Raw genomic sequence first — 21358 nt, 5'->3', positions numbered from 1 at the left:
TTCTCGGCATGGTTTCATCACGAAGCATGAAACAATTTGTCTCAATTCTTCAGAACCATACCGGAATGCGGCATTGTGACGCAGTTAAATTTTCACAAAAGGTCACATGCAGGGCTGGCGTGTAACAAACAAAAAGGAGTCATGCCGATCCAGTCAAGGCCAATAAATTACCTTGTGGGAGGCAGCTTGCTGGCGACTTCAGCAGGCGAAGAATATCTGCAGGTTCACAGGCCTTTTTCGCCAGCAAGCTGCTTCCCATACGTGTTGCTTGCCTGCACGGATGACCAATCCCTACCAGGCAATCCGATCAATTTCCTCCTGACTCATTGCACGCCAATCGGTTTGAAGAATCCCGTAATCGGCACGTGCATGCTCAAGGGCTTCTTCCAGAGACAACATCAAGTGGTCGCCTTCAACCTGCTGACTGTCGTAGTCAATAAAACGAATCTCCATATAAACCGGTGCTTCGCCCTCCCCCTCGACCTCAAGGCCCAACAGCGCGATAGCGGTTACGGCAGGACGATACTCACAGCGTCGCCGCACGGAGGCGAACAGGTGTTGGGGTGCTTGCGTCATCTGGATACTCACCATGGCGTCATCGAAGTACAAGTGCGCAGTCAGGGATGCGCCCAAGCCTGACACGAACTCAAACCTGTTACACCAGTCAGATAACCAGTTTCCATGGATCAAGGAGATGGTACCTGTGAGTTCGCCCCCCAAATACTTTTCACTCTTTACCCTGCTCGCCTTACTCAGCCTGAGTGCCTGTACGCAATACCGCTACATCAAGCCTGATACTGCTGAAGGCAGGCAATGTGTTGAAAAACTCGACGCGAGAGTCGCTGAATGCGAGACAAAAGAGCAACAAACCCGACAAAGCAACAAACAGTTCTATGAGTGGCAGATGTCCAACTATGGAGCCTGTACTCACCGATTCGAGGCAAGTCCACAAATGCCGCAACCCTGCGGCTCACCACCGTCGCAACCGACTGAGTCTCGTAGCTGCCTTAACGACTACAAGGAGTCGTTCATTGGCTGTGGTGGACGCCTGGAAGAGATAAAGAAGGACTGATGGTTGTCCACCATCAAGAGATTGATATCCCCTCTGTCAGGTATTGCCATGCCAACGCTTGAACGCCTTGCGTCCTCGCAACACACCCCACGACATGGCAAGCCCAGCACCGACGAAAAGAATAAAAATCACCAGGGTTTTCAGCAGATAAAAGAGAAAGCGCACGGGCTGCTCGTCGAAGATAAGGTGTTCTTTGACTCTCTGGCTACGCGGCCCCGTGAAGACATCGAATTGCCAAAGTGTAAATGCGTCATAGAGCTCGTCAGTCATCATCGCCCACGCAATACCCAGGCAGAAAAAGGCACCGATGAAACAGTAAATACGGACGCGATATCCCGGGATCACAAGGGCTCCATTATCTTGAAAAGGCAGCGCTCCTGGCTGCCAATCGCGCACTATCGCAAACGACCTGAAAGGCGATCAACGATTTGCTTTGCGGCGGTTAATAAATAGCAGTTCTGGAAAAGTGACGGCGGTGACATATGGCAGATCAGGCGCAGTTGATGAAGCAGGCAGAACGGGCATTCGGAGATCTGTTTGCCTGGGCCGACTTTGTCGCACAAACCGAGTGTCTGTGGCAGGACAACACACTGATTGAGGATGCCGAAGCCTGGCAACGCCAGTGGTTCGAGCTGGAGATCCTGAATGGCCTGGCGCTGGCAGAGTGGGAAGAACAAGGTAGGCCAGCCGACTGGTCAGCAGTCTGGCGTAGCACCTATCAGCAGGACGCACGTGAGTTGGTGGCTGAATTGATGAAATTGATTGGCTGATTGTTGATTTACCGGGAAAGGTGTCTGTTGCGTACTGACAGTCATGCCGGAGCCTTGTCGAGCCTTATCCGAGCTTCGCTCTACCGGCACATGCCCCCGATACAACGCATTGAATTGAAATCATATACCGCTGAATGACCAGGCTGCCCTTTCGGCACAGGAACGCCTTTGGGAATAAAAAACGTCGCGGCATTTCCACCGTACAAACCGGCAGGGTAAGTAAAGGGTTTATGGTCGTCTGTAGCCGATTGCAGCCTGTTCGAACCGCCAACTCTCACCCAATCGCAGTGGCTGCCCCCTATCGATTGGCGTGGGCGAGAATTTAAACATTGAAAGCAAGTGCCAAGAGCGGGGTGCCGCCAGCAACCACGACTCGCCAGTTCACAAAAGCTGCACATTCCACAAGCGCTTCAAATTGTTCAGGACAGCGGCGCTTGAAGCTCTGGGCATTTTCGATGACTAATGAAAGCGTTTTTCCGCTTTGAACGTGGATAGACGACATTTCTGCACTGGGATCATCAAGGTATGAAAGACAATCAACCCAAGCGTCCATATTGCAACCATAGAAGCTAGGAAAACCGAACTTTTCTGCGAAAACACTGTGAAATGTTTGCCAGTCAGAAATCAGGTTTGTATCCACTTTCACCATTGTCAGATTAACTCTCGTCACGTGGATAAAAACAGGTATGGCGGTCTCACAAGGCGAAGTCAATGGCTGACTGCAGATTTGCACAATCCAGGCCTCAATCTGCTACAAACGACGTTACGATGCGCCCTGCTGGCAGAGGGTAGACCTTATAGGCTCTTGGAGCAAAGTCCCTGACACGACTTCAAGTGGTGAGGCTAAAGGCTGAGTCTTGCGGTAGGGAAAGCATTTGTCGCCTGACCTCCAATGCTATAGCTCCAAAGCCTTTCCCAATGCCTTTTTTCGAGACCGAGTAGTCCTGCTGATCAGATATATCCTCCCAGCGGTCAACCGCTTGAAGTTTTCGGTGTGCTATATCGGTGTCAAGCTCGAACGCAATGAAGCGTTCGGTTTGAGTGAGTAATAGTCCGAACAAGCAGGGCATACCGGAAAAATCTATTTCCAATTTCAAGACAATGGTATCTGTCCAGTCAACACCTTGGCTTTCGGCATATTCAACCAGGCAAACAGGAATATCCCTCTCCCGCCAAGTGCAAGCGGTCTTCGCTATTTTATAGGCAACCACCGCATTCTGTTCCTGTACGTTCAGTTGTCGCTTTTTCAGTAGCCTGTTGATATCCAGGGAAGGTCCCTCAGCACCGTGCCGGTGCTCCGATGATGATCCCCTTGTATTCATCTGTATCGAACAAAAATGGGCCAATATCGCAGATTGGGCGAAGAGGTTCATATCCGTTTTCATAAGCAAATGAATCCCACACAATGCCCGTATCACTCCTTTCAATCTCTACAGAATAGGCTCCGCATCCAATGTCCCCGCACTCTGGGCAGATGTAAATGACAACTCGGGCAGCCTCCCCTTCAGGTAGATCCCAGCCTAAGAGGTTATCGACGAATGTTTGGCTTTGCTGGGTAAAACCACTGACAAAGCGGGTCATGAAATCCGAGTGAGAACCGTCAGTGCTCGTGAGGATATTCAGGACGGAACACCCATCGATTCGAAAGTTCAGGTAGTTACGCTCTGTGACGGTACACCCGCTCGATGAAGAACCTACCCAGTTAACTCGATCAAGGGTGAGTACGCTGAGGTGCATATGATTGGACCGGCGGTGACGTATGGCGCGATGACACACGTTATCAATTTACTTGGCAACGCTGAGTTTCTCGATAGGTCCGCTTCTGGCCGATTCTGTTGAAAAATTCGAGCTTTGTCTCCTTAGCTGAAAAGTACGCGTTCAAGATTGAAATCTTTACTTTTGGCAGAGGTTTTCAGACGCGGATTTCACGCAGCAACGTGCAAAAATGATGCTCTCACTGGCCAATGACTAGGCAGTTTTGGATGAGCGACTTTTTCAACAGAATCGGCAGATTCTGCCGCTGAAGGACACGTAACGTGCTGGTCACATCCAATGTAAACGCCTGATCAGGTCGAGTGCAAATGACTGGTAAAGTCCTTCAATTACGCAGCCAGAGCACGGCAGACTTAATCGGGCCAAACCTGGAACACTACAGGAACCGCATCGCAGGTTGCAGAATGGCTAGAGGTCTCAACGAATGGCTATGACGAGAAGGGGCCGCTATTTACCAAAGATCGCCAAAGTAGGTCCATTCTTGGCTTCTTCAGCATACCTGCCATGGTATGGCGCAGACGCTGTGCTGCTGCATTTGAGCAGATACATCTGAGCAATATCGGCTCCAGCAGGGATTTTGATCGTCCACGGCGACAGGTTGATGATCTCAAGGGTTATAAAACCTTCGAATCCAGGCTCCACCTGTCCATCGTTGCAAGTGACTTGCACAAATAGTCTGGCCAAGGTCCCTTTCGTCTGCACCAGACCAAAATAATCCAGCGGTATTTTATAACGATGATTGCTGCAGGTGATCACCTGCTCGCCCGGCTGCAACACAAGATTCTGGGCGATCTCTTTACGCTCAGAAAACAAGGTGACCGGAGCTGGATGTGCCATATAGACAATTTCCTGCGCCGGATCACGCTTTGGCTCGTAATAATGATGACTTAACTGGATTTTTAGCGAAAATTCATCAAATAACGATTTGTCGCAGATTGAGTACTGAACTGCCAAATGCTCTAAATTATTATCAATTACAATCATTTTTTATTGGATTCTCTGGTGAGAGGTGGCGCGGGCTGCACGGACGCTGCAGGCTTGAGGTCCTGAACGTCGCGCATCGGCGTAGAGAAGAGAAAATAAATAACCAAGCTAGAAACCAATGAGCTGCAAAGAATATTCACCAGCAAGGTTATCGAGGCGACTTTGTTAAGTCCCACCCACTTTCTAAGCCGCGCGATTATCGTAATACGCTTTGTTGAAATCTCACTGTTTCTGGTGATTGGCGTGTGAGTCTGCGTCGATTCGGTAGAAAAGAAGATCACCGAACCCAATTTCTCACCCTTCTCCAGTTTAATGGTTCTGTTTGTGGTATTGTAAATTCTTAGCTTCAACTTTCCCGAAAACGCTGGCTCAACCTTGGCTGACGCGACAAGTACGCCTCGTGAAAGAAACAAACTACCAGTTGGTAAGACGATACCGTATCGATTGTGCGGCACGTTCACTTCTTGCCCAGCCTCGACCACAATCGAGTCATGCCCCTTGAGCGTGATACTGTCCTCAATGCCCCAAAGACTTCTGTCATTCTCTGAATAGTTTTCGCTCCAGCCATCGCCAACGGAAAGCTCTAGCGAAAAGGGTTCGATATGTCGCTCAAGGGCATTGGTGTAAATCAGGCTATTACTGGACTGCGAAGCGGCGGTAAACTCTGAGTACGAAGAAGTCGTACGTCCCTTGATCTGTAAAACACTCATTTATATCTGATCCTCGTCCTTCGGCTGAGAAATGCGACCTCCTTGCCACTGTCCTTTGTACAGTCCAACGTCACCTGATACTGTATGAAATATTACATGGGCGAAGCGGGCGCCAATTTCGATCTCAAACGGGTCGTGATGATGATTGGTCAATGCGAACGTCATCGGTCCGATGTAACCGGGCGGCAAAACACTTGAGGCAAAGGACACGCCGCTTCTGAACAGTGTGCTTCGTGGGAAAAACTGTGCAGCCAGATATTCAGGCAGGTCAAACTCTTCAATCGTGGTTGCAAGGTACGTTTTACCAGGTTTGAGCATCACACAACCATCTGCGTCAGCCACCAATAGCTTGCTCGATGGCGTGCGTCTTGTGGTGATTTTCAGGCTTCCGCAGCCATCAGTAAGGCACGACACGTTTTTGAGCCTCAGATCGAAGCCTACCCCCTCAGGCACAAGGAGCTCGCGATCGGAAAGATTTCGGATTACTTTGCCATCTTGCACCAATTCCGTAAGGGATTTCGGTGAGTAAATCATTCGGAGTGCCTCAAAAAAGGAATATCATTCAAGCTTTTCAGCATCAAGAGCGTCCGCTGTGAGCAAGCTGAATAGTGGTATTCAGCCATTGACATAGCATTTTGCGTTTGCTTCCAGAGCACTAGCAAGGACAAATCCGTTGTGACAAAACTATAGTGATTTTCGGCCGAACCAGGGCCGAGGGCCCGTGCGAAAAATCAGAGCCTTTCAGGCAACGCCCCCCGCCACATGAGTCCGTCGAATGGCACAGACTGGCCAGAGTTACAGCTGTGGAGGCTATCAACACCTTGCTAGGAACACGCACTTTTTCGTGCTGTGTGGATACTTAAATTGGACCAAACCTGTCCCGACCTGTAACTACTCTTGGGCATACGCTGAGCGCTCTGCGCGTGAATAGCACTCGATAGCCGCTGTGACATTCCCACTCCTGACCCAAGCTCGCTGTACAGCGCGCAGCACACGAAATTATGCCCAGCCTAATTCAAGGATCAAAAGACTTCGTGAATCGCCCCGTTGCGCACATCCTGCATCCAGTGTGTATCGTTAAAGGTGACTTTCACACCCTCCCCTCCCCCAAAAAGCAGTTGGTGGCCAGGCAACAAGTCCTCAGCTTTTAGCGATCGGTTGAAGAAACGAGCGGTTTCTGCAATCTCAACAATGCCTTGGGGAAATGCAGCAGGTTGCATCGCATGACAAAACACGCACGCGATATCTTTCTCGCCATAATCAAACTCGCGCAAAAGCCCTTGAATCTTGTTATCTCTGACGAACTCCACTTCAGGCCCGTGCAATGTTTCGTAGGCAATATGGACAACCGTTTTTGCGTCAGCAGGTGCTTGACTGACCGCCTTAGTCAACAGACTACGAACGTCACGTGATTTCTTGTTGATCGAAGCTTCTGCTACACATTCCCAGCGCGCGCAATAGACTGAGCCAATCTCTTCAACGAAACGATTGAGCACTGAATTATCTTCACGCATCAGCTTGAATTTCGCATTCATAACCATTGTGTACGATGCATGGGGTGCCCATGACGGATCAAGAAGCGCGTTGAGTTGGGCCGATGGAAACTTGACCGAGTATTTTGACAGATGCTTCCACAGGCTTGGAAAATCTATTGGCCGCAACCGCAAATCACAGTCATCACTGCTCACATATCCAACCTTGCGCTCAAAGGCAGACTTGAACAAGTCGGCAACCAAATCGGGACGCAGCGACGCTACTTCCGTCTTGAATGTTACGTACGCAATTACAGGATGGCCTATCTGAATCATTTCAGGAACCAGCACCTTCCATTGCTTTAACCACGCAGAGCGCTCCTCTTCAGAATAGTCCGTCACTTTCTGCAAACGCTTGCATTCGACAAACACAGTCTCTCCGTATCGTACCGCCTTGAAATCTGGAGTCTTACTGCCTTTGCATTCGGGAATAAATTCAACCTCCCACCCCTTTTCAGCGTAAGCAATGGCGACTATGAGCTCAAACAAAACCGAATCAGCGTTGTTGTCATTTCCGTGAAGCATTTCTTTAACACGCTGGGCCGATCCCCTGACCTCTGCTAGAAGATCCAGTGAGTCGCCAATTTTTTTGAAAAAAGGCAGAATTCGGGACCATTGTGCCTCATCATGGCCGAACGCCTTGGTCGTACACACATCTGCCAGATAGACGTACCAGTCAATCCACTTGGCAAAGTAGGCCATGCGATTATTAAGCTCACCTGAATCCTTCGTCGGCGCCTGTAACATGGTTTTGGTGATGCCTGAGAAATACTCGATCACACCGGCCTTTCGACGCGCCCATTGATCTATGGTCATGAACGACTTGAAGTATGCGACTGCCGCCTTCACGCTGATGACGACCGGATCTTTGTGCATCGATCCGATTTGGGCGTAGTAACTTCTTAGTCTCTGTTCGCGCTCGCGCTTGAGTTTAACCTTCACGCGATCAAGCCGTACCGCCTTCTTCTTCAGTTTTGACATCTGCATGTTCCAAGTACATGGCAGGACTTTCGTCCCAAGTTTTGATTCCGGACGAAATTAAAGCCGGTTCCAAGCCGCTGGCCAAGCTGCAACAATCAACGCAGAACCGGAAAAGCCACGCAACGTGGTAAACAGGTTCTGAAGAGACGATCAACCTCGAAGTCTTCCAGTTTGAAACTCCGACTTTTTCAACAGCATCGGCCAATAGCAGACACTTGATAATATAAAACCATCTCCTTTCTGGTTACTGGCAGTCAGGGGTGTGATGGGCAAAGCCAGGTTTTGTGACTCCCCCAGCCGAGACAGACCTCATACATCCCGCTCGACCTCTCGTAGCCTCTGCCTATCTACCGGATCAAGAGATCTGTCAGTAGCTGCAGATGCTCATCATCATCCCACGACACTGCTATCGAACCTGAGCGCGAGAGCTCAATCTGAACAGGTCTTGAGTCATATGTGTAGACGATTTTGATTTTTTCGATCGGCGCCACGCGGCCCCTCGTGATCTCCAACAACTTCGTCATAGCGTTTCCCGTCGATGCAATATCGACTCGATAGCTACTTTCCATATCAAACATCACCGCTCCGGAAACGATCCGCTTGGCCATGACTCTGGTGAAGCGCTTGTCAGCCTTAAGTTGCTGATAGACCGATGAGATATCCGGCTTCACGATCTCCAGGGCAAAGTTCGTCCCGGTTGCAGCTCGAATAAGCTCCACGAACGGTTTCAGATCCTTCGGCGGTGAACCCATGCAGATCGAGTACCGATCCAGCCCAAGCGTTTCAAACACCATGTCGAAGCTAATGAACGTCGAGTAACTCGACTCGACAGTTTCGCCCAAGGGATTAGTGAACGACTGAGTTATATCCCGCTGCTCGTGGTACCGAAAAGTGGCCTTGCTATCCAGGATCTCAATAACCTCAACACCGATCCGGTTCTGGTCGTTGAACGGCTGCTGTCGAAGCCCATGCACAAGGGCCTGAAAGTCAATGCGAGCGGTCAGAATCCAGAGTTTCAGCCGCTTTACCTTCATACCATTAAACTCCTTTCGATGTCATCTAGGGTCTTCTGCGCCGCTTCCTCCAAGCGAATTTTGAGCTTCTGCTCAAACACCAGTTCGGCACGCACCAGGTTTTTGGCGTATTTACCGTTGTTGTAGTTGTAAACACCTTTGACGATGTAGGAGAAATCGCAATACTTGGCCTGGTTGCCAAACTGAGCTTCGAACTGAACGATCTCTGACCCTACGAGCTTTTCGCGGGCTGTCCATCGAATCTTCCACAGATAAAAACCGTGGCCTTCCAGTTCACGCAACTGCTTCGACTCTAAGACACCCTTACCCTTCAGGGACGCCTTGTCGATGCGGATGATCTTGTGAGCACTGGCCTCAGGCTGCGGCTTGGCCAACTCGGCTTCAGGATCGACATTCTCCCCCTCTTCGCCCTCATCTTCTGACTCAATCTCGATAGAATCCTCAATCACCAACGCCTCGTCACTGAGATCCAGGTCATCATCTTCTCGATCTTTAGGGTTGAACGTGGAGACATCGACCACATCTACCACCTCCATGTCCTTAAGGTTGCGGATCAAGTCGCGAAGGAAATTCGTCCTGATGCCGGCATCAGGGATCGCCTCAAGGGAAATAGTTCGGGTCGCCACGTCCTGGTCAGTGACGATCTCGATCTGGGAGTACAACTGATCGGTGATGTCCTTGAACTTGTCGTTCATGGGGCCAGTGATCTTCCAGGCACTGCCCTGCTTCTCAAGGATCACCTCCGCCGTCTTCTCAACGACTTGGCGGAACTCTGCCTGGCTCAGATCAAGCTTCTGGTATTTGACGGTGAGCTTGAGCTGATCGCCGTGGACGGCCACCTCAGCCTGCTCATGCTGGTCGTCCACCAGCCATTCCTTAACGGATGTCAAAGCGTCGGTCAGTTGGTCTTTGGACACCGCCGTCGTGACGACCACGTTAGTGGTTTTCTCGCGACTGTCACGGCCACCCACTAGGAGCGATAGGTTCCGATAGTCGTAGTAGTCATGGAACAGGGCACTGAATCGATTGGCCAGGAATTTTTTGTCCGACTCATTGGAAATCACGATCCCTCTAGAGAGGAAGACTTTCCTGAGCTCTGCGCTCGTCAGGCTTCGCTGCGTGAGCGCATCAAAGATCGCTTTGTCGGATGCAAAGTACAAGCTACCCATTCTCATGTCACTCTCGCTCCCATCCGATCGCTTCGGGCTTATAGTTCGGAATCGCGTGATTAACGATGTCCAGTTCGATCGCCTGCAGTTTTCGCTTGCGGTTTTCGTCTTCGCCCCACTCAGCCACATAGCTGTTGATGGCAGCATTGAAATTGCTGAGGATGCTGCTGTGATGGTAGCGATTGGCAACCCTGATCCGGATCTTCAAGTCTTTGTTGGCGTTGAGGATCTGGAACCTGGACAGGGCGTCAAAGAGGTACCGGAATTCGATCTCACTGCTACCATCGCGGCGATAGTAGATTAGGTAGCCTTCACTATACGTTTCTGTCGGCTTCATGGCCTTTTCGCAGTACGAGATCACCTCCTTGTGGTGGATGATCATGTACGGCGAAGCGATGAGCTCAGCGGTGGCCGCACGCTCCCAGTACTCGCCACTGGCCTTGTGCAAAACGAGGTCAGGGTAATAGAAGGTGTAGTTGTCCCTAGGGAATTTCCCTTCCGCCCTGAGTATGTTCACATCGACCTGCAGCGTCTTCAGGTAATTGATCAGTGAAGGCTCGACAATATGAATCTGCTGAGAATCCTTGATGTGCAGATTCTCACCCTTGTAGTCCTTGAAGTGGTCGTAGAAATTCTTGTCGTACTCGTCATCGTGGTTATAGACGAACAGCATCCCACGAATTTCATACTTCTCACGCTTGGCCAGGTGGTAGCGCGTCTGCCATTCCGGCGATGCACGAGCACAGTCGATGGTCTTGCCCAGGGACTTCAAGGCTTTCTTGATCGAATCCAGCGTGATGGAGCCAACCGCATAGCTCTTCAAATCGGTATGAAGGTAGATGGCTTTGTTCAGGTAAGGATCTGCGTATTTGAACACTACGTCAGTCGGATGCGTGTGCTCAGACTTCTTCAAGGGCGCGTGTGTTTCCTTCTTCACGCATGCGAAGTTGAGGTTGGCAGGCCCCTCTTTTTTCCAACGGAAAAAGTTGAAAATATCGTTGGAAACGAGCTCCGCGAGCCTCGCAATTTTTTCGGTTTCGCCGCCTGACATGGTCGTTCCTGTCACAAAATGAATGCGCAGGAACGGTACCGACAAGGAGATATTGGCCCTAGCCGTGGAGGAGCGTCCTGCTGTAAATATGGCTTCATGCCAGCACAAAGTACCTTAAAAAAACGTGCCAGGCCACCAACTAATGGGAGGTTATCGGCGCGTCACGTGTTGCTGTGGAGAGGAGCCATCCACTCTACGGCCACAGCGCTCCCCCTGCGAAATCTTCAACATTCTCAACAAGCAGCCACAGGCACGACGGCGCACAGCCAGATAGCACCCAGAGGCTGCGCCGACGTCACCCGCTATGCCAACCAGCAGGGACTGCTGTACGCTCCTAGCCAAAAGCAATCCCTGTAGCGGTCTGACCAACCACCTCCCCTACAAACAAACCATTACCCCCCCTACCCCCATCAAACCTACCCCGAGCCGCCCTAAACCCCTCCGCATTCTCCAACAACCACATCCACAACGGCACCATATGCACCAGAAAACTCCGCCCCAGCGGGGTCAGCTCATAATCAACCCGCGGCGGCACTTCTCCATGATCGCAACGCGAGATCAAGCCGTCTCGTTCGAGTTGTCGCAGGCTGCGGGTCAGCATGCGTTGGGTGATGCCTTGCAGGCGGCGGCCGATTTCTGCGTGGCGCAGTTTGCCTTCCACGCCCAGTGTATGAACGATCCCCAGCGACCAGCGATTGCCTGCATGGGTCAGGACTTCGCGTTTGAGTCCGTCGTCCTCGGCGCTGAGCGCATCGCAGGTGGCTTGGGACAGGCGGATGACCTCATCTTCACTCATTGCGTTCATGCGGTATCACTCGTGTGCCTTCTTCTGAATGTTCGCCAAGGATGACAGGATAAAACATCGCTGATCATTCACCGGGAATTCCTGATGCACTCACACGACTCTGCAACAACCGACACTATTCTGGTCCTGGGCGCGGGCGAACTGGGGATGGCGGTGCTTCGCGAGCTGGCAGCGCGTCCGGCTGCGCGTGTCACTGTCATGCTGCGACCCTCCGCGCTCGACGCTACGTCTGAACCCAAGCGCCAGACACTCGAAGCACTGAAAGCCCTGGGCATCGAGGTGGTGTCTGCCGATGCGGCAAACGACTCAGAGGAAAGCCTCGCCGCGCTGTTCAGCGGTTTCGACACCGTGGTCAGTTGCCTTGGCTTCGCGGGCGGTGCCGGGACACAACTCAAGCTGACCCGCGCTGTGTTACAGTCCGACGTGAAGCGTTATGTGCCGTGGCAATTCGGCGTGGATTACGACGTGATCGGTTATGGCAGCCCTCAAACCCTGTTTGACGAGCAACTGGATGTGCGCCAGCTGCTGCGCGGCCAGTCGCGAGTGCAATGGCTGATCATCTCCACGGGCATGTTCACCAGTTTTCTGTTTGAACCGGCGTTCGGCGTGGTCGACCTCGACCAGAACATCGTGCGCGCCCTGGGGAGCTGGGATACGGCCGTGACGGTCACCACGCCGGAGGATATCGGTCGCCTGACCGCGTCCATCCTCTTCGAGCCAGCGCTGGCCAATGAAGTGGTTTTCACTGCGGGCGACACCCTCACTTACCGGCAACTGGCGGACACGGTTGATCAGTTGCTCAATCGCACGGTTGAACGTGTGGAGTGGACGGTGCCTGCGCTCATGGCCGATCTGGCAGCCGCACCCGACGACTCGCTGCGCAAGTACCGGGCGGTGTTCGCGCAAGGCAAAGGCGTCGCCTGGCCCAAGGCGCATAGCTATAACGCCAACCGGCAGATCGATACCCTCACGGTCGGCCAGTGGATTGAGCAACATTTGCGTTGAGCAGATAGCAGCACTTGATGCACAGGCTACAAAAACCTAAACCCCCAACAACTCGGTAATCCAGCCAATCTGCCGGTTAATTTCCTGCATCTTCTCTTCCGGCACCGCCTGCCGCGCACGGCCAAAGTTGCTCAAGGTTTTCTGTTTCTTGAGTAACAAGCGCTGCCATTTGAGCAGGAAAGCCGGACTGCGGGCCTGCATCTGCAGGGGGCCGAAAAACAGTTCCCGGGCTGAATAGATCACCGGCCCGGAGCGGTCGGCGATGATGATTTCGTAGTCAAAGCGGTTTTCCCGCAGCACTTCTTCGGAGAGGATGCGGTAGTCGTTTTCCATCAGCCATTGCCGCAGCGGTTGCTCGCCGCCATTGGGTTGCAGGATCAGGCGTTCTTCGCCGTTGAGGTGCGCTTTGCCGCTGTCGAGGATGTCGCGAATCGTCTCGCCGCCCATGCCGCACAGGCTGATCGCGGTGATTCCGTCTTGCGGCCTGATCGCTGCCAGACCATTGGCCTGGCGCACGGTAATCGATTGCTCCAGGTCGTTTTCGCGCACGGTACGTTGCGCCGCATGGAACGGCGTCAACGCCACCTCCCCCGCCACCGCTGACGCGATAACGCCACGGCGCATCAGGGCCACAGGCAGGTAAGCGTGATCCGAGCCGATGTCGGCCAGGCGCGCACCCGCTGGCACATGGGCCGCTACACGCTCCAGGCGCATGGACAATGTCTGTTCGTTCAACTGCTGACCCTCACCCACGAACGAGCGGCACCTCTGGCCGGTCGGGGCGCGATTCTGTCGAGTAATGGCGGGGATTTCAAATGTTTGGCCCATAACACAAACACAGGCCGCGCTATCACACCCCTGAAGGGGTTTCAATAGACTGCCTGAGCTATAGGTTTTATCGAGCCCCCGTGGAGAATGTCTTGTTGAACAGTGTTGCCGCTTATCAGGCCCTGCACTACCTCCCTGTACATCATGTGGATACGAAAAATGACCCTGAATAAAACTGTTATTCAACTACTCATGGCCGGCGCGGCTGTATCGTTGCTTCAGGGTTGCGGGATCGTGGCATCCAAGACCGTCAGTGACACCAGCTTGCAGGAAAAGGCAGCCGTAACACTCAATACCACGCCGGAGAAAGTCAGGATTTTCGACAAGCGCGGCGAACTGGACTCCGTGAAGTTCAAGGCACAAAGCAGCAAAGGTGTTTATAACTGCTACTACACCACTCTCGTGGCTCTGGATTCCGACACGCTTTGCTCGGGCCCGGTGGAAGGTTCCGGCAAACAGACTCCGTCTGACACTGCGGCCCCCGCCAACTGCAACGCATTGCTGAAAGCGGCCGGGCGCTGCGGATCATGAAAGGCTACGTTAGCGCGCTGTTCACGCTGACGCTGGGCAGCCTGGCACTGAGCGGTTGCGTACCGATAGCGCCGCCCGCTCAAGGGTTCAACGCCATGTCGGCCCAGCCGGTTTCGCAGCCGACCTCGATGCTGGAAGCACGCAAGGCTCATGACGAGATGTTTGCCCGGTTCAAGACCTCAGGCAAAGCCATTCTGGTCGTGCCGAGTGCCAGCCTGGACAGCCTCAAGACAGACTTCGGGAACAACGATGACATCGCCAAATTCTTGCGACTGCGCTCGGGGGTCACCGAATGGACCAACACCTCTCGCCCGTCCTCCAGGATCAAGGTCGGTTACGACACCAGTAACAAAACCGATGAAAACAACGGGGAAAATTCCTACTTCCAGTTGGTGTTCGGCAGGACGCTCTACAAGATCTATCTGGTCGACCCCGGCCATTACAGCATCAGTGGCGTGAGCTACAACCTGCCCCGCACAGCCGCATTCGAGGCCCCTGGCGGACGCAACATTCAGCCTTCGTCGCTGGGTTACGCCATGCTCAAGTCGATAACATTCGATGAGTTCGAGCGGGGCAAGAAGTGGGAAGACGCCAGCTACCGCAACGAAACCGTGCAGGAGGATTACTGCACCTCCGTGCGCGTGGTCAATAACGAATGCACAAGCTGGGGGAAGAGCTCCTACGACGTCAAACGAGAGACCTCGCCAGCAGGCTGGACGGAAAGCATAAAGCAGCGAACCATTGAAGCCCGCAGCGTGACGGCCACGATCAACAAGGAGTTCGCGAGCTTCGATATTGCCTCGGGTGAAGTGATACTGATCGATGGTTTCTTTGCCGAACCACCTGCCGCCGAACTTCGGGAAAACAGTTGCAAGCAGGCCGATCAGGAACAGATGCGCTGTGAGCTGAAGCAAGTGACCCTGGTGCAACTGCTGGGTGAAGTCGAGGAAGTCCGAAAAAGCCAGAACCCGGCGGACTGGGGTTTGCCGAAAATGGCTGAAGTCCTCAAAGGGCTGACCTATCGTCCGATCACTATCAAGGCGCGTGAAACCAGCGGCCAGTCGGTGTGGGGACCGTCGTATAGCGTGAAGGCGAACTGAGGAAGTTTGATCGCCTTGCCGCCAGCGTGGGGCAAGGCGCTATTGAGCACGATCAGTACAACGTATCCGCAATACGCCCCGGCAAGGCTTTATCGTAGGCATCACCATCGATCTCATCGGCAGAAACGGCCTTCAGGATTTGCCCTGCTGTCGGCAGCCTATGGCGCTCGATGTGGCGTGTCGCATCCCACAGGCCGGACCTGATAACCGCTCTGCTGCACTGGAAATACACGCTGGTCACCGTGATCTGCAGGACGGATTTCGGCAGTTGGCCGTTTACGGCAAAACGCTGCAGCAATGGCGGATGGATCGATATTTTTGCCGTTCCGTTGACCCGCAGGGTTTCGCCAACTCCCGGCACCAGAAACAAGAGAGCAACGCGAGGATCCTCGACTATATTGCGCAGCGTATCGACCCGATTGTTACCCCGGCGATCCGGCAGATAAAGCGTCTTGCTGTCTTCGATATGGACAAACCCAGCCTGATCGCCACGAGGAGACGCATCCAGCCCGCCAGGGCCTGAAGAGGCCAGGATGACAAAGGAAGCCGACTCGATAAAAGGCCTGTAGGCAGCGTGAATATGATCGACTTCCTTGAGGATGGACGGGCGGGCGATGGGGCCGTAGAGCTTTTCCAGCGCCTGCAGGTCTGTCACATAATCGCTGCTGTCAGTGTCCATGATATTCCCGGCTGATGAGTGAGCTAATGACACACTGCCATTGCTTCCCGCATGCCTGCAAGTCTTCGCCCATCAACGCCGCCCGGTCCGGGTGCTCACATCGACCCAAACGGCCAGCACCAGAATGCTGCCCTTGACGATCATCTGCCAGTAGCTGTCCACGTCGAGCATGGACATGCCGTTGTCCAGGCTGGTGATGACCAGTGCCCCGAGCAATGCGCCATAAACAGTGCCGGAGCCGCCACGCATGGAGGTGCCGCCGATGAAGCAGGCGGCTATCGCATCGAGTTCGCCCATGCTGCCAGCCGAGGGTGAGCCGGCGGCCAGGCGTGCGGTGTTGACCATGCCGGCGAGCGCGCACATCACGCCCATGATGCCGAAGATCCACAGCTTTACGGCTTGCACATTGATGCCGGAAAGGCGCGTGGCTTCCATATTGCTGCCCACGGAATAGACGCGACGTCCGAAGACGGTCTGGCTGGTCACGTAGCTGAACACCCCCAGCAGAATCAGTAACAGCAGCACCGGTACGGGAATGCCGTCATAGCTGTTGAGGGTGTGGACGAATCCGGCCAGTACCGCGCCGATCAGCACCACGCGCAGGATGTCACGCACCAGTGAGTGCGCCGCCAGCCCGTGGAAGGCGCGATTGCGGCGCTGTTTCCAGGTCAGGAACAGCGTCAGTGCAAACAGCACAATCCCAAGGCCCGTGCCCACCGCATGCGGCAGATAGCCCTGCCCCACGTAGACGAGTTCCGGCGAAACCGGGGCGATGGTGGTGCCACCTGTAATCCCCAGCAGGATGCCGCGAAACGCCAGCATGCCGCCCAGCCCGACGATGAATGACGGGATGCGCAGGTAAGCCGTCATGTAGCCATTGGCGATGCCGATCATCAGTCCGAACAGCACCACAATGCTCAGGTTGGCCAGCAGCGGCACGTGATAGATCACATCGAGAATCGCTGCCAGCCCACCGAGCAACCCCAGCAGTGAGCCCACCGACAGATCGATCTCGCCGCTGATGATCACCAGCACCATGCCGCAAGCCAGAATCCCGGTGATGGACATCTGTCGCAACAGGTTGGACAGGTTGCGCGGGGTCAGGAATCCGCCTTCGGTCTGCCAGCTGAAAAACAGCCAGATAATCGCCACAGCGATAACCAAGGCGAGCATTTTGTAGCGCGTGAAGAGTTGTTTGACCTGGTTCATCTACGCAGACTTCCGATCATTATTGTTATGGCCAGCGGCCTGGCTGAGGGCGGCGGCGAGCACCTGCTCCTGAGTGAGGTCGCGGTTGATGAAGTCGCCGCGCAATTGCCCTTCGCCGATCACCAGCACCCGGTCCGACACGCCGAGCACTTCGGCCAGCTCCGAGGACACCATGATGATCGACACGCCTTCGGCCGCCAGCGCGCCCATCAACTTGTAGATCTCATACTTGGCGCCCACATCCACGCCCCGTGTGGGTTCATCGAGAATCAGCACCCGAGGTTTGGTCAGCAGCATCTTCGCCAGCACGGCCTTTTGCTGATTGCCGCCCGAGAGGCTGGTGATGGGCAGATACGGGCTCGCAGTCTTGAGGTGCATGCGCGAGATTTCCTGATCGATGCCATGCAGCTCGGCTTCGGCGTCGATGCGGGTCAGCTTCGAGTAGTTTTCCAGCACCGCCAGGGTGATGTTCTGGCCGACGCCCAGGTCCGGAATGATGCCCTGGCGTTTGCGGTCTTCGGGGACCATGCACAGGCCGGCACGAATGGACTTGAGCGGCGTGCGGGTATCGACCTGCTGGCCTTCCAGCCAGACCTCTCCTTCGTAACGACCGGGATACGCGCCGAACAGCGCAGAAACCAGCTCCGTACGCCCCGCCCCCACCAGCCCGGCGATGCCGAGGATTTCACCACGCTTGAGAACGAAGGAAATATCGTCGACCCGTTTGCGCCGAGGCGTATCGACGTCATAACAGGTGATGTGCCGCGCCTCGAAAATCACCTCGCCAATGCTGTGGGGTTCGGTGGGATACAGGTTGCTCATTTCCCGCCCGACCATCTGGGTGATGATCCTGGGAATGTCCATGTCCGCCATGTCGGTCGTGGCGATGTGTTTGCCGTCGCGAATCACCGAAACGGTGTCGCACACGGCAGCCACTTCATCGAGTTTGTGGGAGATATAGACGCACGCAACGCCCTTGGCCTTAAGATCGCGGATGATGTCCAGCAGCACCTCGATTTCCGAACGGGTCAGGGCCGAGGACGGCTCATCGAGAATCAGCAGTCGAGCCTGCTTGTTCAGCGCCTTGGCGATTTCCACCAGTTGCTGGTAGCCACCGCCGTACTGGGAAACCGGCAGCGAGACGTTCATGTCCGGCACTTTCAGCTCACGCATCAGCGCTTCGGCGCGCCGGGTCATGGCCGGGTAATTCATGCGCCCGCCGAACAGCGTCATCTCATGGCCCATGAAGATGTTTTCGGTCACTGACAGATCGGGAACCAGGGTCAGTTCCTGATGGATGATGACGATGCCGGCCGCTTCGGTTTCGCTGATGGACTGGGCCTTGAGCGGCTGGCCGTCCCAGAGGATTTCACCGTCCCAGGTGCCATAGGGGTAGACCGCCGACAGCACCTTCATCAGTGTGGATTTACCGGCACCGTTCTCGCCGCACAATCCGACACATTCCCCCGGCCTGACCTTGATATCGATGCCATTGAGGGCTTTGACACCGTCGAAGGCTTTGACGATGCCGTTCATTTGCAGCAGGTAGTCGGACATGGCAGAGGCTCACACAAGGGGTCCACCGGGGGTTGTGCTCAGGATCGGGCTGTCACGCTCGAAAGATCACTGCCCGGCTATCTGCGCCTTGGTATAGAAGCCGTCCTTTTCCAGCAGGTCGATGTTGTCCCTGGTCAACGGCGTCGGGGTGAGCAGGATGGTGTCGACCTTCTTGCTGCCATTGTCGTACTGCGAGCTGTAGGTGGGTTTCTCGTTACGCGCCAGTTGCACCGACAACTTGGCGGCTTCGGAGGCGATCAGCTTCAGGGGCTTGTAAACGGTCATGGTCTGGGTGCCATCGATCACCCGCTTGACCGCTGCCAGGTCTGCATCCTGACCCGAAATCGGCACCTTGCCGGCCAGTTTCTGCGCAGCCAGTGCCTGAATCGCACCGCCTGCAGTGGCGTCGTTGGAGGCGACGATGCCATCGATCTTGTTGTTATTACGCGTCAGGGCATTCTCGACAATGCTCAGCGCTTCGGTGGGGTTCCACTCCTTGACCCACTGTTGGCCGACGATCTTGATATCCCCTTTGTCGATGGCCGGTTGCAGCACTTTCAACTGGCCTTCGCGCAGGATCTTGGCGTTGTTGTCGGTGGGCGCGCCACCCAGCAGGAAGTAATTGCCCTTGGGCGCGGCTTGCAGCACACCGCTGGCCTGCATCTCGCCGACCTTTTCGTTATCGAAGGAAATGTAGGCATCGATATCGGCGTTGAGAATCAGGCGGTCATAGGACACCACCTTGATCCCGGCTTTCTTGGCTTCGGCGACGGCGTTGGTCAGCACAGTGGCGTTGAACGGCACGATGACGATCACATCGACGCCACGGGAGATCAGGTTTTCGATCTGGGAAATCTGCTTCTGCTCGTTGGCATCGGCCGACTGGACAAAGACCTTGGCATTGAGTTTTTCGGCCGCCGCAACGAAGTAATCCCGATCCCGCGACCAACGTTCCAGGCGCAGGTCATCAATGGAGAAACCGATTTTCGGGTTGGCAGAATCGGCCATGGCCGGGATGGACAGCAGGGCCAGAGCACTGGCCAACAAGGTGCGTTTGACTTTATTCATGGTGGTGCGTCCTTTTATTGTTGTTTGAAAGACACTGCCTGACGATGAGTATCGTGCTGGTACAACTGTAGAGCCTCGCCAAGCCTGACCCGTACAGATTTGTCGTGGGAATGTAACAGCCGTGCCAAACCGACGAACGGGGCTGACCGTCAGCTGTAAATGAACCGGTTGACGACGTTTTCGAGCATTTCCTGCCTGCCGCTCACGGCCTGCGGGTTCAGTTCCTGGGCGAAGGCATGTTCGGCCAGTGATTCCAGGCTGAAGCCACCCGCCAGCACCTTCTGCCCCAACGGCTGCTGCCAGCCTGCGTAACGTTGATCCTTGAACTGCTGAAGCCGGTCGTTCTGCAGCATGGCCGCTGCACGTTCAAGGGACAGGGCAAGGACATCCATCGCGGCCACATGGCCATGGAACAGGTCCACTTCATCGAGGCTCTGGCGGCGCACCTTGGAGTCGAAATTGAACCCGCCATTCTTGAAACCACCGGCCTTGAGAATTTCGTAGGTGGCCAGGGTCATCTCTTCGACGCTGTTGGGAAACTGGTCGGTGTCCCAGCCGTTCTGCGGATCGCCACGGTTGGCATCGATGCTGCCGAAAATCCCCAACGAAGCGGCGGTGGCAATCTCGTGATGGAAACTATGCCCCGCCAGCGTCGCGTGGTTGGCCTCGATATTGACCTTGATTTCGTTTTCCAGACCGAACTGCTGCAAGAAGCCGAAGACCGTGGCGCTGTCGTAATCGTACTGGTGCTTGGTGGGTTCCTGCGGCTTGGGCTCGATCAGCAGGTCGCCCTTGAAACCGATCTTGTGCTTGTGCTCGACCACCATCTGCATGAAGCGGCCCATTTGCTCGCGCTCGCGCTTCAGGTCGGTATTGAGCAGGGTTTCATAGCCTTCACGCCCGCCCCACAACACGTAATTAGAGCCTTTGAGGCGCTGGGTGGCGTTCATGGCGCTGAACACCTGAGCAGCGGCGCAGGCGAACACTTCAGGGTCCGGGTTGCTGGCGGCACCTGCGGCAAAGCGCGGGTTGCTGAAACAGTTGGCGGTGCCCCACAACAGCTTGATGCCGCTCTGTTCCTGATGCTGTTCCAGATGATCGACCATCTGCGCAAAGTGGTTGCGGTACTCCTTGAGCGAACTGCCTTCCGGGGCCACATCGGTGTCGTGGAAGCAGTAATAGTCGATCCCGAGTTTGGTGAAAAACTCAAAGGCCGCTTTTGCCTTGCCAATGGCCACTTCCAGCGGGTCGCCCGCACGCTGCCACGGACGCTTGAAGGTCCCCGCACCGAACACATCGGTACCCGGCCAGACGAAGGTGTGCCAATAGCAAGCAGCCATACGCAAGTGCTCGCGCATGGGTTTGCCGAGGATGATCTTGTTGGCGTCGTAGTGGCGGAAAGCCAAGGGAGAATCGCTGGCCGGGCCTTCGTAGCGAATCCTGTCGATATCGGGGAAGTACGACATGGAGAGTGTCCTTTTGTTGTTCTTGTCGGTGCCT

Annotated in this window: 23 protein-coding genes; 5 read left to right on the top strand and 18 right to left on the bottom strand. The window is 54.6% G+C overall.

Going from position 1 to position 21358, the window contains the following annotated elements; all coding sequences use genetic code 11:
* Nucleotides 1–291: 291 nt before the first annotated feature.
* Nucleotides 292–642: a hypothetical protein gene (locus KQP88_RS07080; RefSeq protein ID WP_253950562.1), complete on the bottom strand. Its 351-nt coding sequence runs from the start codon at nucleotides 640–642 to the stop codon at nucleotides 292–294.
* A gap of 61 nt (nucleotides 643–703) precedes the next feature.
* Between KQP88_RS07080 and KQP88_RS07075 the strand changes: the two genes are divergently transcribed.
* Nucleotides 704–1072 carry a hypothetical protein gene (locus tag KQP88_RS07075; RefSeq protein ID WP_216705205.1) on the top strand — a complete coding sequence of 123 codons (369 nt, stop codon included), beginning with the start codon at nucleotides 704–706 and terminating at the stop codon, nucleotides 1070–1072.
* Between the two features lie 36 nt (nucleotides 1073–1108).
* On the opposite strand, the gene KQP88_RS07070 is transcribed toward KQP88_RS07075, so the two are convergent.
* Nucleotides 1109–1468: a hypothetical protein gene (locus tag KQP88_RS07070; protein WP_253950561.1), complete on the bottom strand. Its 360-nt coding sequence runs from the start codon at nucleotides 1466–1468 to the stop codon at nucleotides 1109–1111.
* Between the two features lie 86 nt (nucleotides 1469–1554).
* Between KQP88_RS07070 and KQP88_RS07065 the strand changes: the two genes are divergently transcribed.
* Nucleotides 1555–1842 (top strand): hypothetical protein, encoded by a 288-nt coding sequence (locus KQP88_RS07065; RefSeq protein WP_216705204.1) that lies wholly within the window; start codon nucleotides 1555–1557, stop codon nucleotides 1840–1842.
* Between the two features lie 322 nt (nucleotides 1843–2164).
* Here KQP88_RS07065 and KQP88_RS07060 read toward each other — a convergent pair whose 3' ends face one another.
* The 10 genes from KQP88_RS07060 to KQP88_RS07015 form a co-directional block, all read right to left on the bottom strand.
* On the bottom strand, nucleotides 2165–2491 hold the full coding sequence (locus KQP88_RS07060; RefSeq protein WP_216705203.1) for a barstar family protein: 327 nt from the start codon (nucleotides 2489–2491) through the stop codon (nucleotides 2165–2167).
* A gap of 181 nt (nucleotides 2492–2672) precedes the next feature.
* The gene (locus KQP88_RS07055) at nucleotides 2673–3215 is read right to left on the bottom strand and encodes a hypothetical protein (RefSeq protein WP_253950560.1); all 543 of its coding nucleotides are present in this window, start codon (nucleotides 3213–3215) and stop codon (nucleotides 2673–2675) included.
* Between the two features lie 847 nt (nucleotides 3216–4062).
* Complete coding sequence (locus tag KQP88_RS07050) at nucleotides 4063–4599, bottom strand: dCTP deaminase (protein ID WP_216705202.1); 537 nt, start codon at nucleotides 4597–4599, stop codon at nucleotides 4063–4065.
* Nucleotides 4596–5309 (bottom strand): dCTP deaminase domain-containing protein, encoded by a 714-nt coding sequence (locus KQP88_RS07045; RefSeq protein WP_216705201.1) that lies wholly within the window; start codon nucleotides 5307–5309, stop codon nucleotides 4596–4598. The genes KQP88_RS07050 and KQP88_RS07045 overlap by 4 nt, the downstream gene beginning before the upstream one ends.
* Nucleotides 5310–5843, bottom strand: a complete 534-nt coding sequence (locus tag KQP88_RS07040; RefSeq protein ID WP_216705200.1) for a dCTP deaminase — start codon at nucleotides 5841–5843, stop codon at nucleotides 5310–5312.
* 488 nt (nucleotides 5844–6331) lie between these two features.
* Nucleotides 6332–7822 carry a hypothetical protein gene (locus KQP88_RS07035; RefSeq protein ID WP_216705199.1) on the bottom strand — a complete coding sequence of 497 codons (1491 nt, stop codon included), beginning with the start codon at nucleotides 7820–7822 and terminating at the stop codon, nucleotides 6332–6334.
* Nucleotides 7823–8169: 347 nt separating this feature from the next.
* A complete protein-coding gene (locus KQP88_RS07030; protein ID WP_216705198.1) occupies nucleotides 8170–8856 on the bottom strand; it encodes a hypothetical protein in 687 nt (228 codons plus the stop codon).
* Nucleotides 8853–10031: a hypothetical protein gene (locus tag KQP88_RS07025; RefSeq protein WP_253950559.1), complete on the bottom strand. Its 1179-nt coding sequence runs from the start codon at nucleotides 10029–10031 to the stop codon at nucleotides 8853–8855. The genes KQP88_RS07030 and KQP88_RS07025 overlap by 4 nt, the downstream gene beginning before the upstream one ends.
* 1 nt (nucleotide 10032) lies before the next feature.
* Nucleotides 10033–11076: a hypothetical protein gene (locus tag KQP88_RS07020; RefSeq protein ID WP_216705197.1), complete on the bottom strand. Its 1044-nt coding sequence runs from the start codon at nucleotides 11074–11076 to the stop codon at nucleotides 10033–10035.
* Between the two features lie 334 nt (nucleotides 11077–11410).
* The gene (locus tag KQP88_RS07015) at nucleotides 11411–11872 is read right to left on the bottom strand and encodes a winged helix-turn-helix transcriptional regulator (protein WP_216705904.1); all 462 of its coding nucleotides are present in this window, start codon (nucleotides 11870–11872) and stop codon (nucleotides 11411–11413) included.
* A gap of 93 nt (nucleotides 11873–11965) precedes the next feature.
* On the opposite strand from KQP88_RS07015, the gene KQP88_RS07010 reads away from it, so the two are divergent.
* A complete protein-coding gene (locus tag KQP88_RS07010) occupies nucleotides 11966–12886 on the top strand; it encodes an aromatic alcohol reductase (protein ID WP_216705196.1) in 921 nt (306 codons plus the stop codon).
* A gap of 36 nt (nucleotides 12887–12922) precedes the next feature.
* Here KQP88_RS07010 and KQP88_RS07005 read toward each other — a convergent pair whose 3' ends face one another.
* Complete coding sequence (locus tag KQP88_RS07005) at nucleotides 12923–13621, bottom strand: tRNA (adenine(22)-N(1))-methyltransferase (RefSeq protein WP_318295007.1); 699 nt, start codon at nucleotides 13619–13621, stop codon at nucleotides 12923–12925.
* Between the two features lie 252 nt (nucleotides 13622–13873).
* Here KQP88_RS07005 and KQP88_RS07000 point away from each other — a divergent pair, with 252 nt between their 5' ends.
* Nucleotides 13874–14245, top strand: coding sequence for a hypothetical protein (locus KQP88_RS07000; protein ID WP_216705194.1), 372 nt, complete (start codon nucleotides 13874–13876; stop codon nucleotides 14243–14245).
* Nucleotides 14242–15345, top strand: a complete 1104-nt coding sequence (locus KQP88_RS06995) for a hypothetical protein (protein WP_253950558.1) — start codon at nucleotides 14242–14244, stop codon at nucleotides 15343–15345. Before KQP88_RS07000 ends, KQP88_RS06995 begins: the two co-directional genes overlap by 4 nt.
* Before the next feature lie 52 nt (nucleotides 15346–15397).
* Here the strand turns inward: KQP88_RS06995 and KQP88_RS06990 are convergent, their stop codons facing one another.
* From KQP88_RS06990 to xylA, 5 genes are all read right to left on the bottom strand, one after another.
* Nucleotides 15398–16024, bottom strand: a complete 627-nt coding sequence (locus tag KQP88_RS06990) for a pyridoxamine 5'-phosphate oxidase family protein (protein WP_216705193.1) — start codon at nucleotides 16022–16024, stop codon at nucleotides 15398–15400.
* A gap of 72 nt (nucleotides 16025–16096) precedes the next feature.
* Nucleotides 16097–17233: a sugar ABC transporter permease gene (locus KQP88_RS06985; protein WP_216705192.1), complete on the bottom strand. Its 1137-nt coding sequence runs from the start codon at nucleotides 17231–17233 to the stop codon at nucleotides 16097–16099.
* Nucleotides 17234–18790 (bottom strand): D-xylose ABC transporter ATP-binding protein, encoded by a 1557-nt coding sequence (xylG, locus tag KQP88_RS06980; protein WP_216705191.1) that lies wholly within the window; start codon nucleotides 18788–18790, stop codon nucleotides 17234–17236.
* Nucleotides 18791–18856: 66 nt separating this feature from the next.
* Complete coding sequence (gene xylF, locus KQP88_RS06975) at nucleotides 18857–19858, bottom strand: D-xylose ABC transporter substrate-binding protein (protein ID WP_216705190.1); 1002 nt, start codon at nucleotides 19856–19858, stop codon at nucleotides 18857–18859.
* Nucleotides 19859–20007: 149 nt separating this feature from the next.
* The gene (xylA, locus tag KQP88_RS06970) at nucleotides 20008–21324 is read right to left on the bottom strand and encodes a xylose isomerase (RefSeq protein ID WP_216705189.1); all 1317 of its coding nucleotides are present in this window, start codon (nucleotides 21322–21324) and stop codon (nucleotides 20008–20010) included.
* Nucleotides 21325–21358 lie beyond the last annotated feature (34 nt).

This window comes from Pseudomonas lijiangensis (assembly GCF_018968705.1).
Taxonomy (GTDB): Bacteria; Pseudomonadota; Gammaproteobacteria; order Pseudomonadales; family Pseudomonadaceae; genus Aquipseudomonas; species Aquipseudomonas lijiangensis.
The sequence above is the reverse complement of the archived record's forward strand: the minus strand, read 5'-3'. Positions and strand labels throughout refer to the sequence as shown.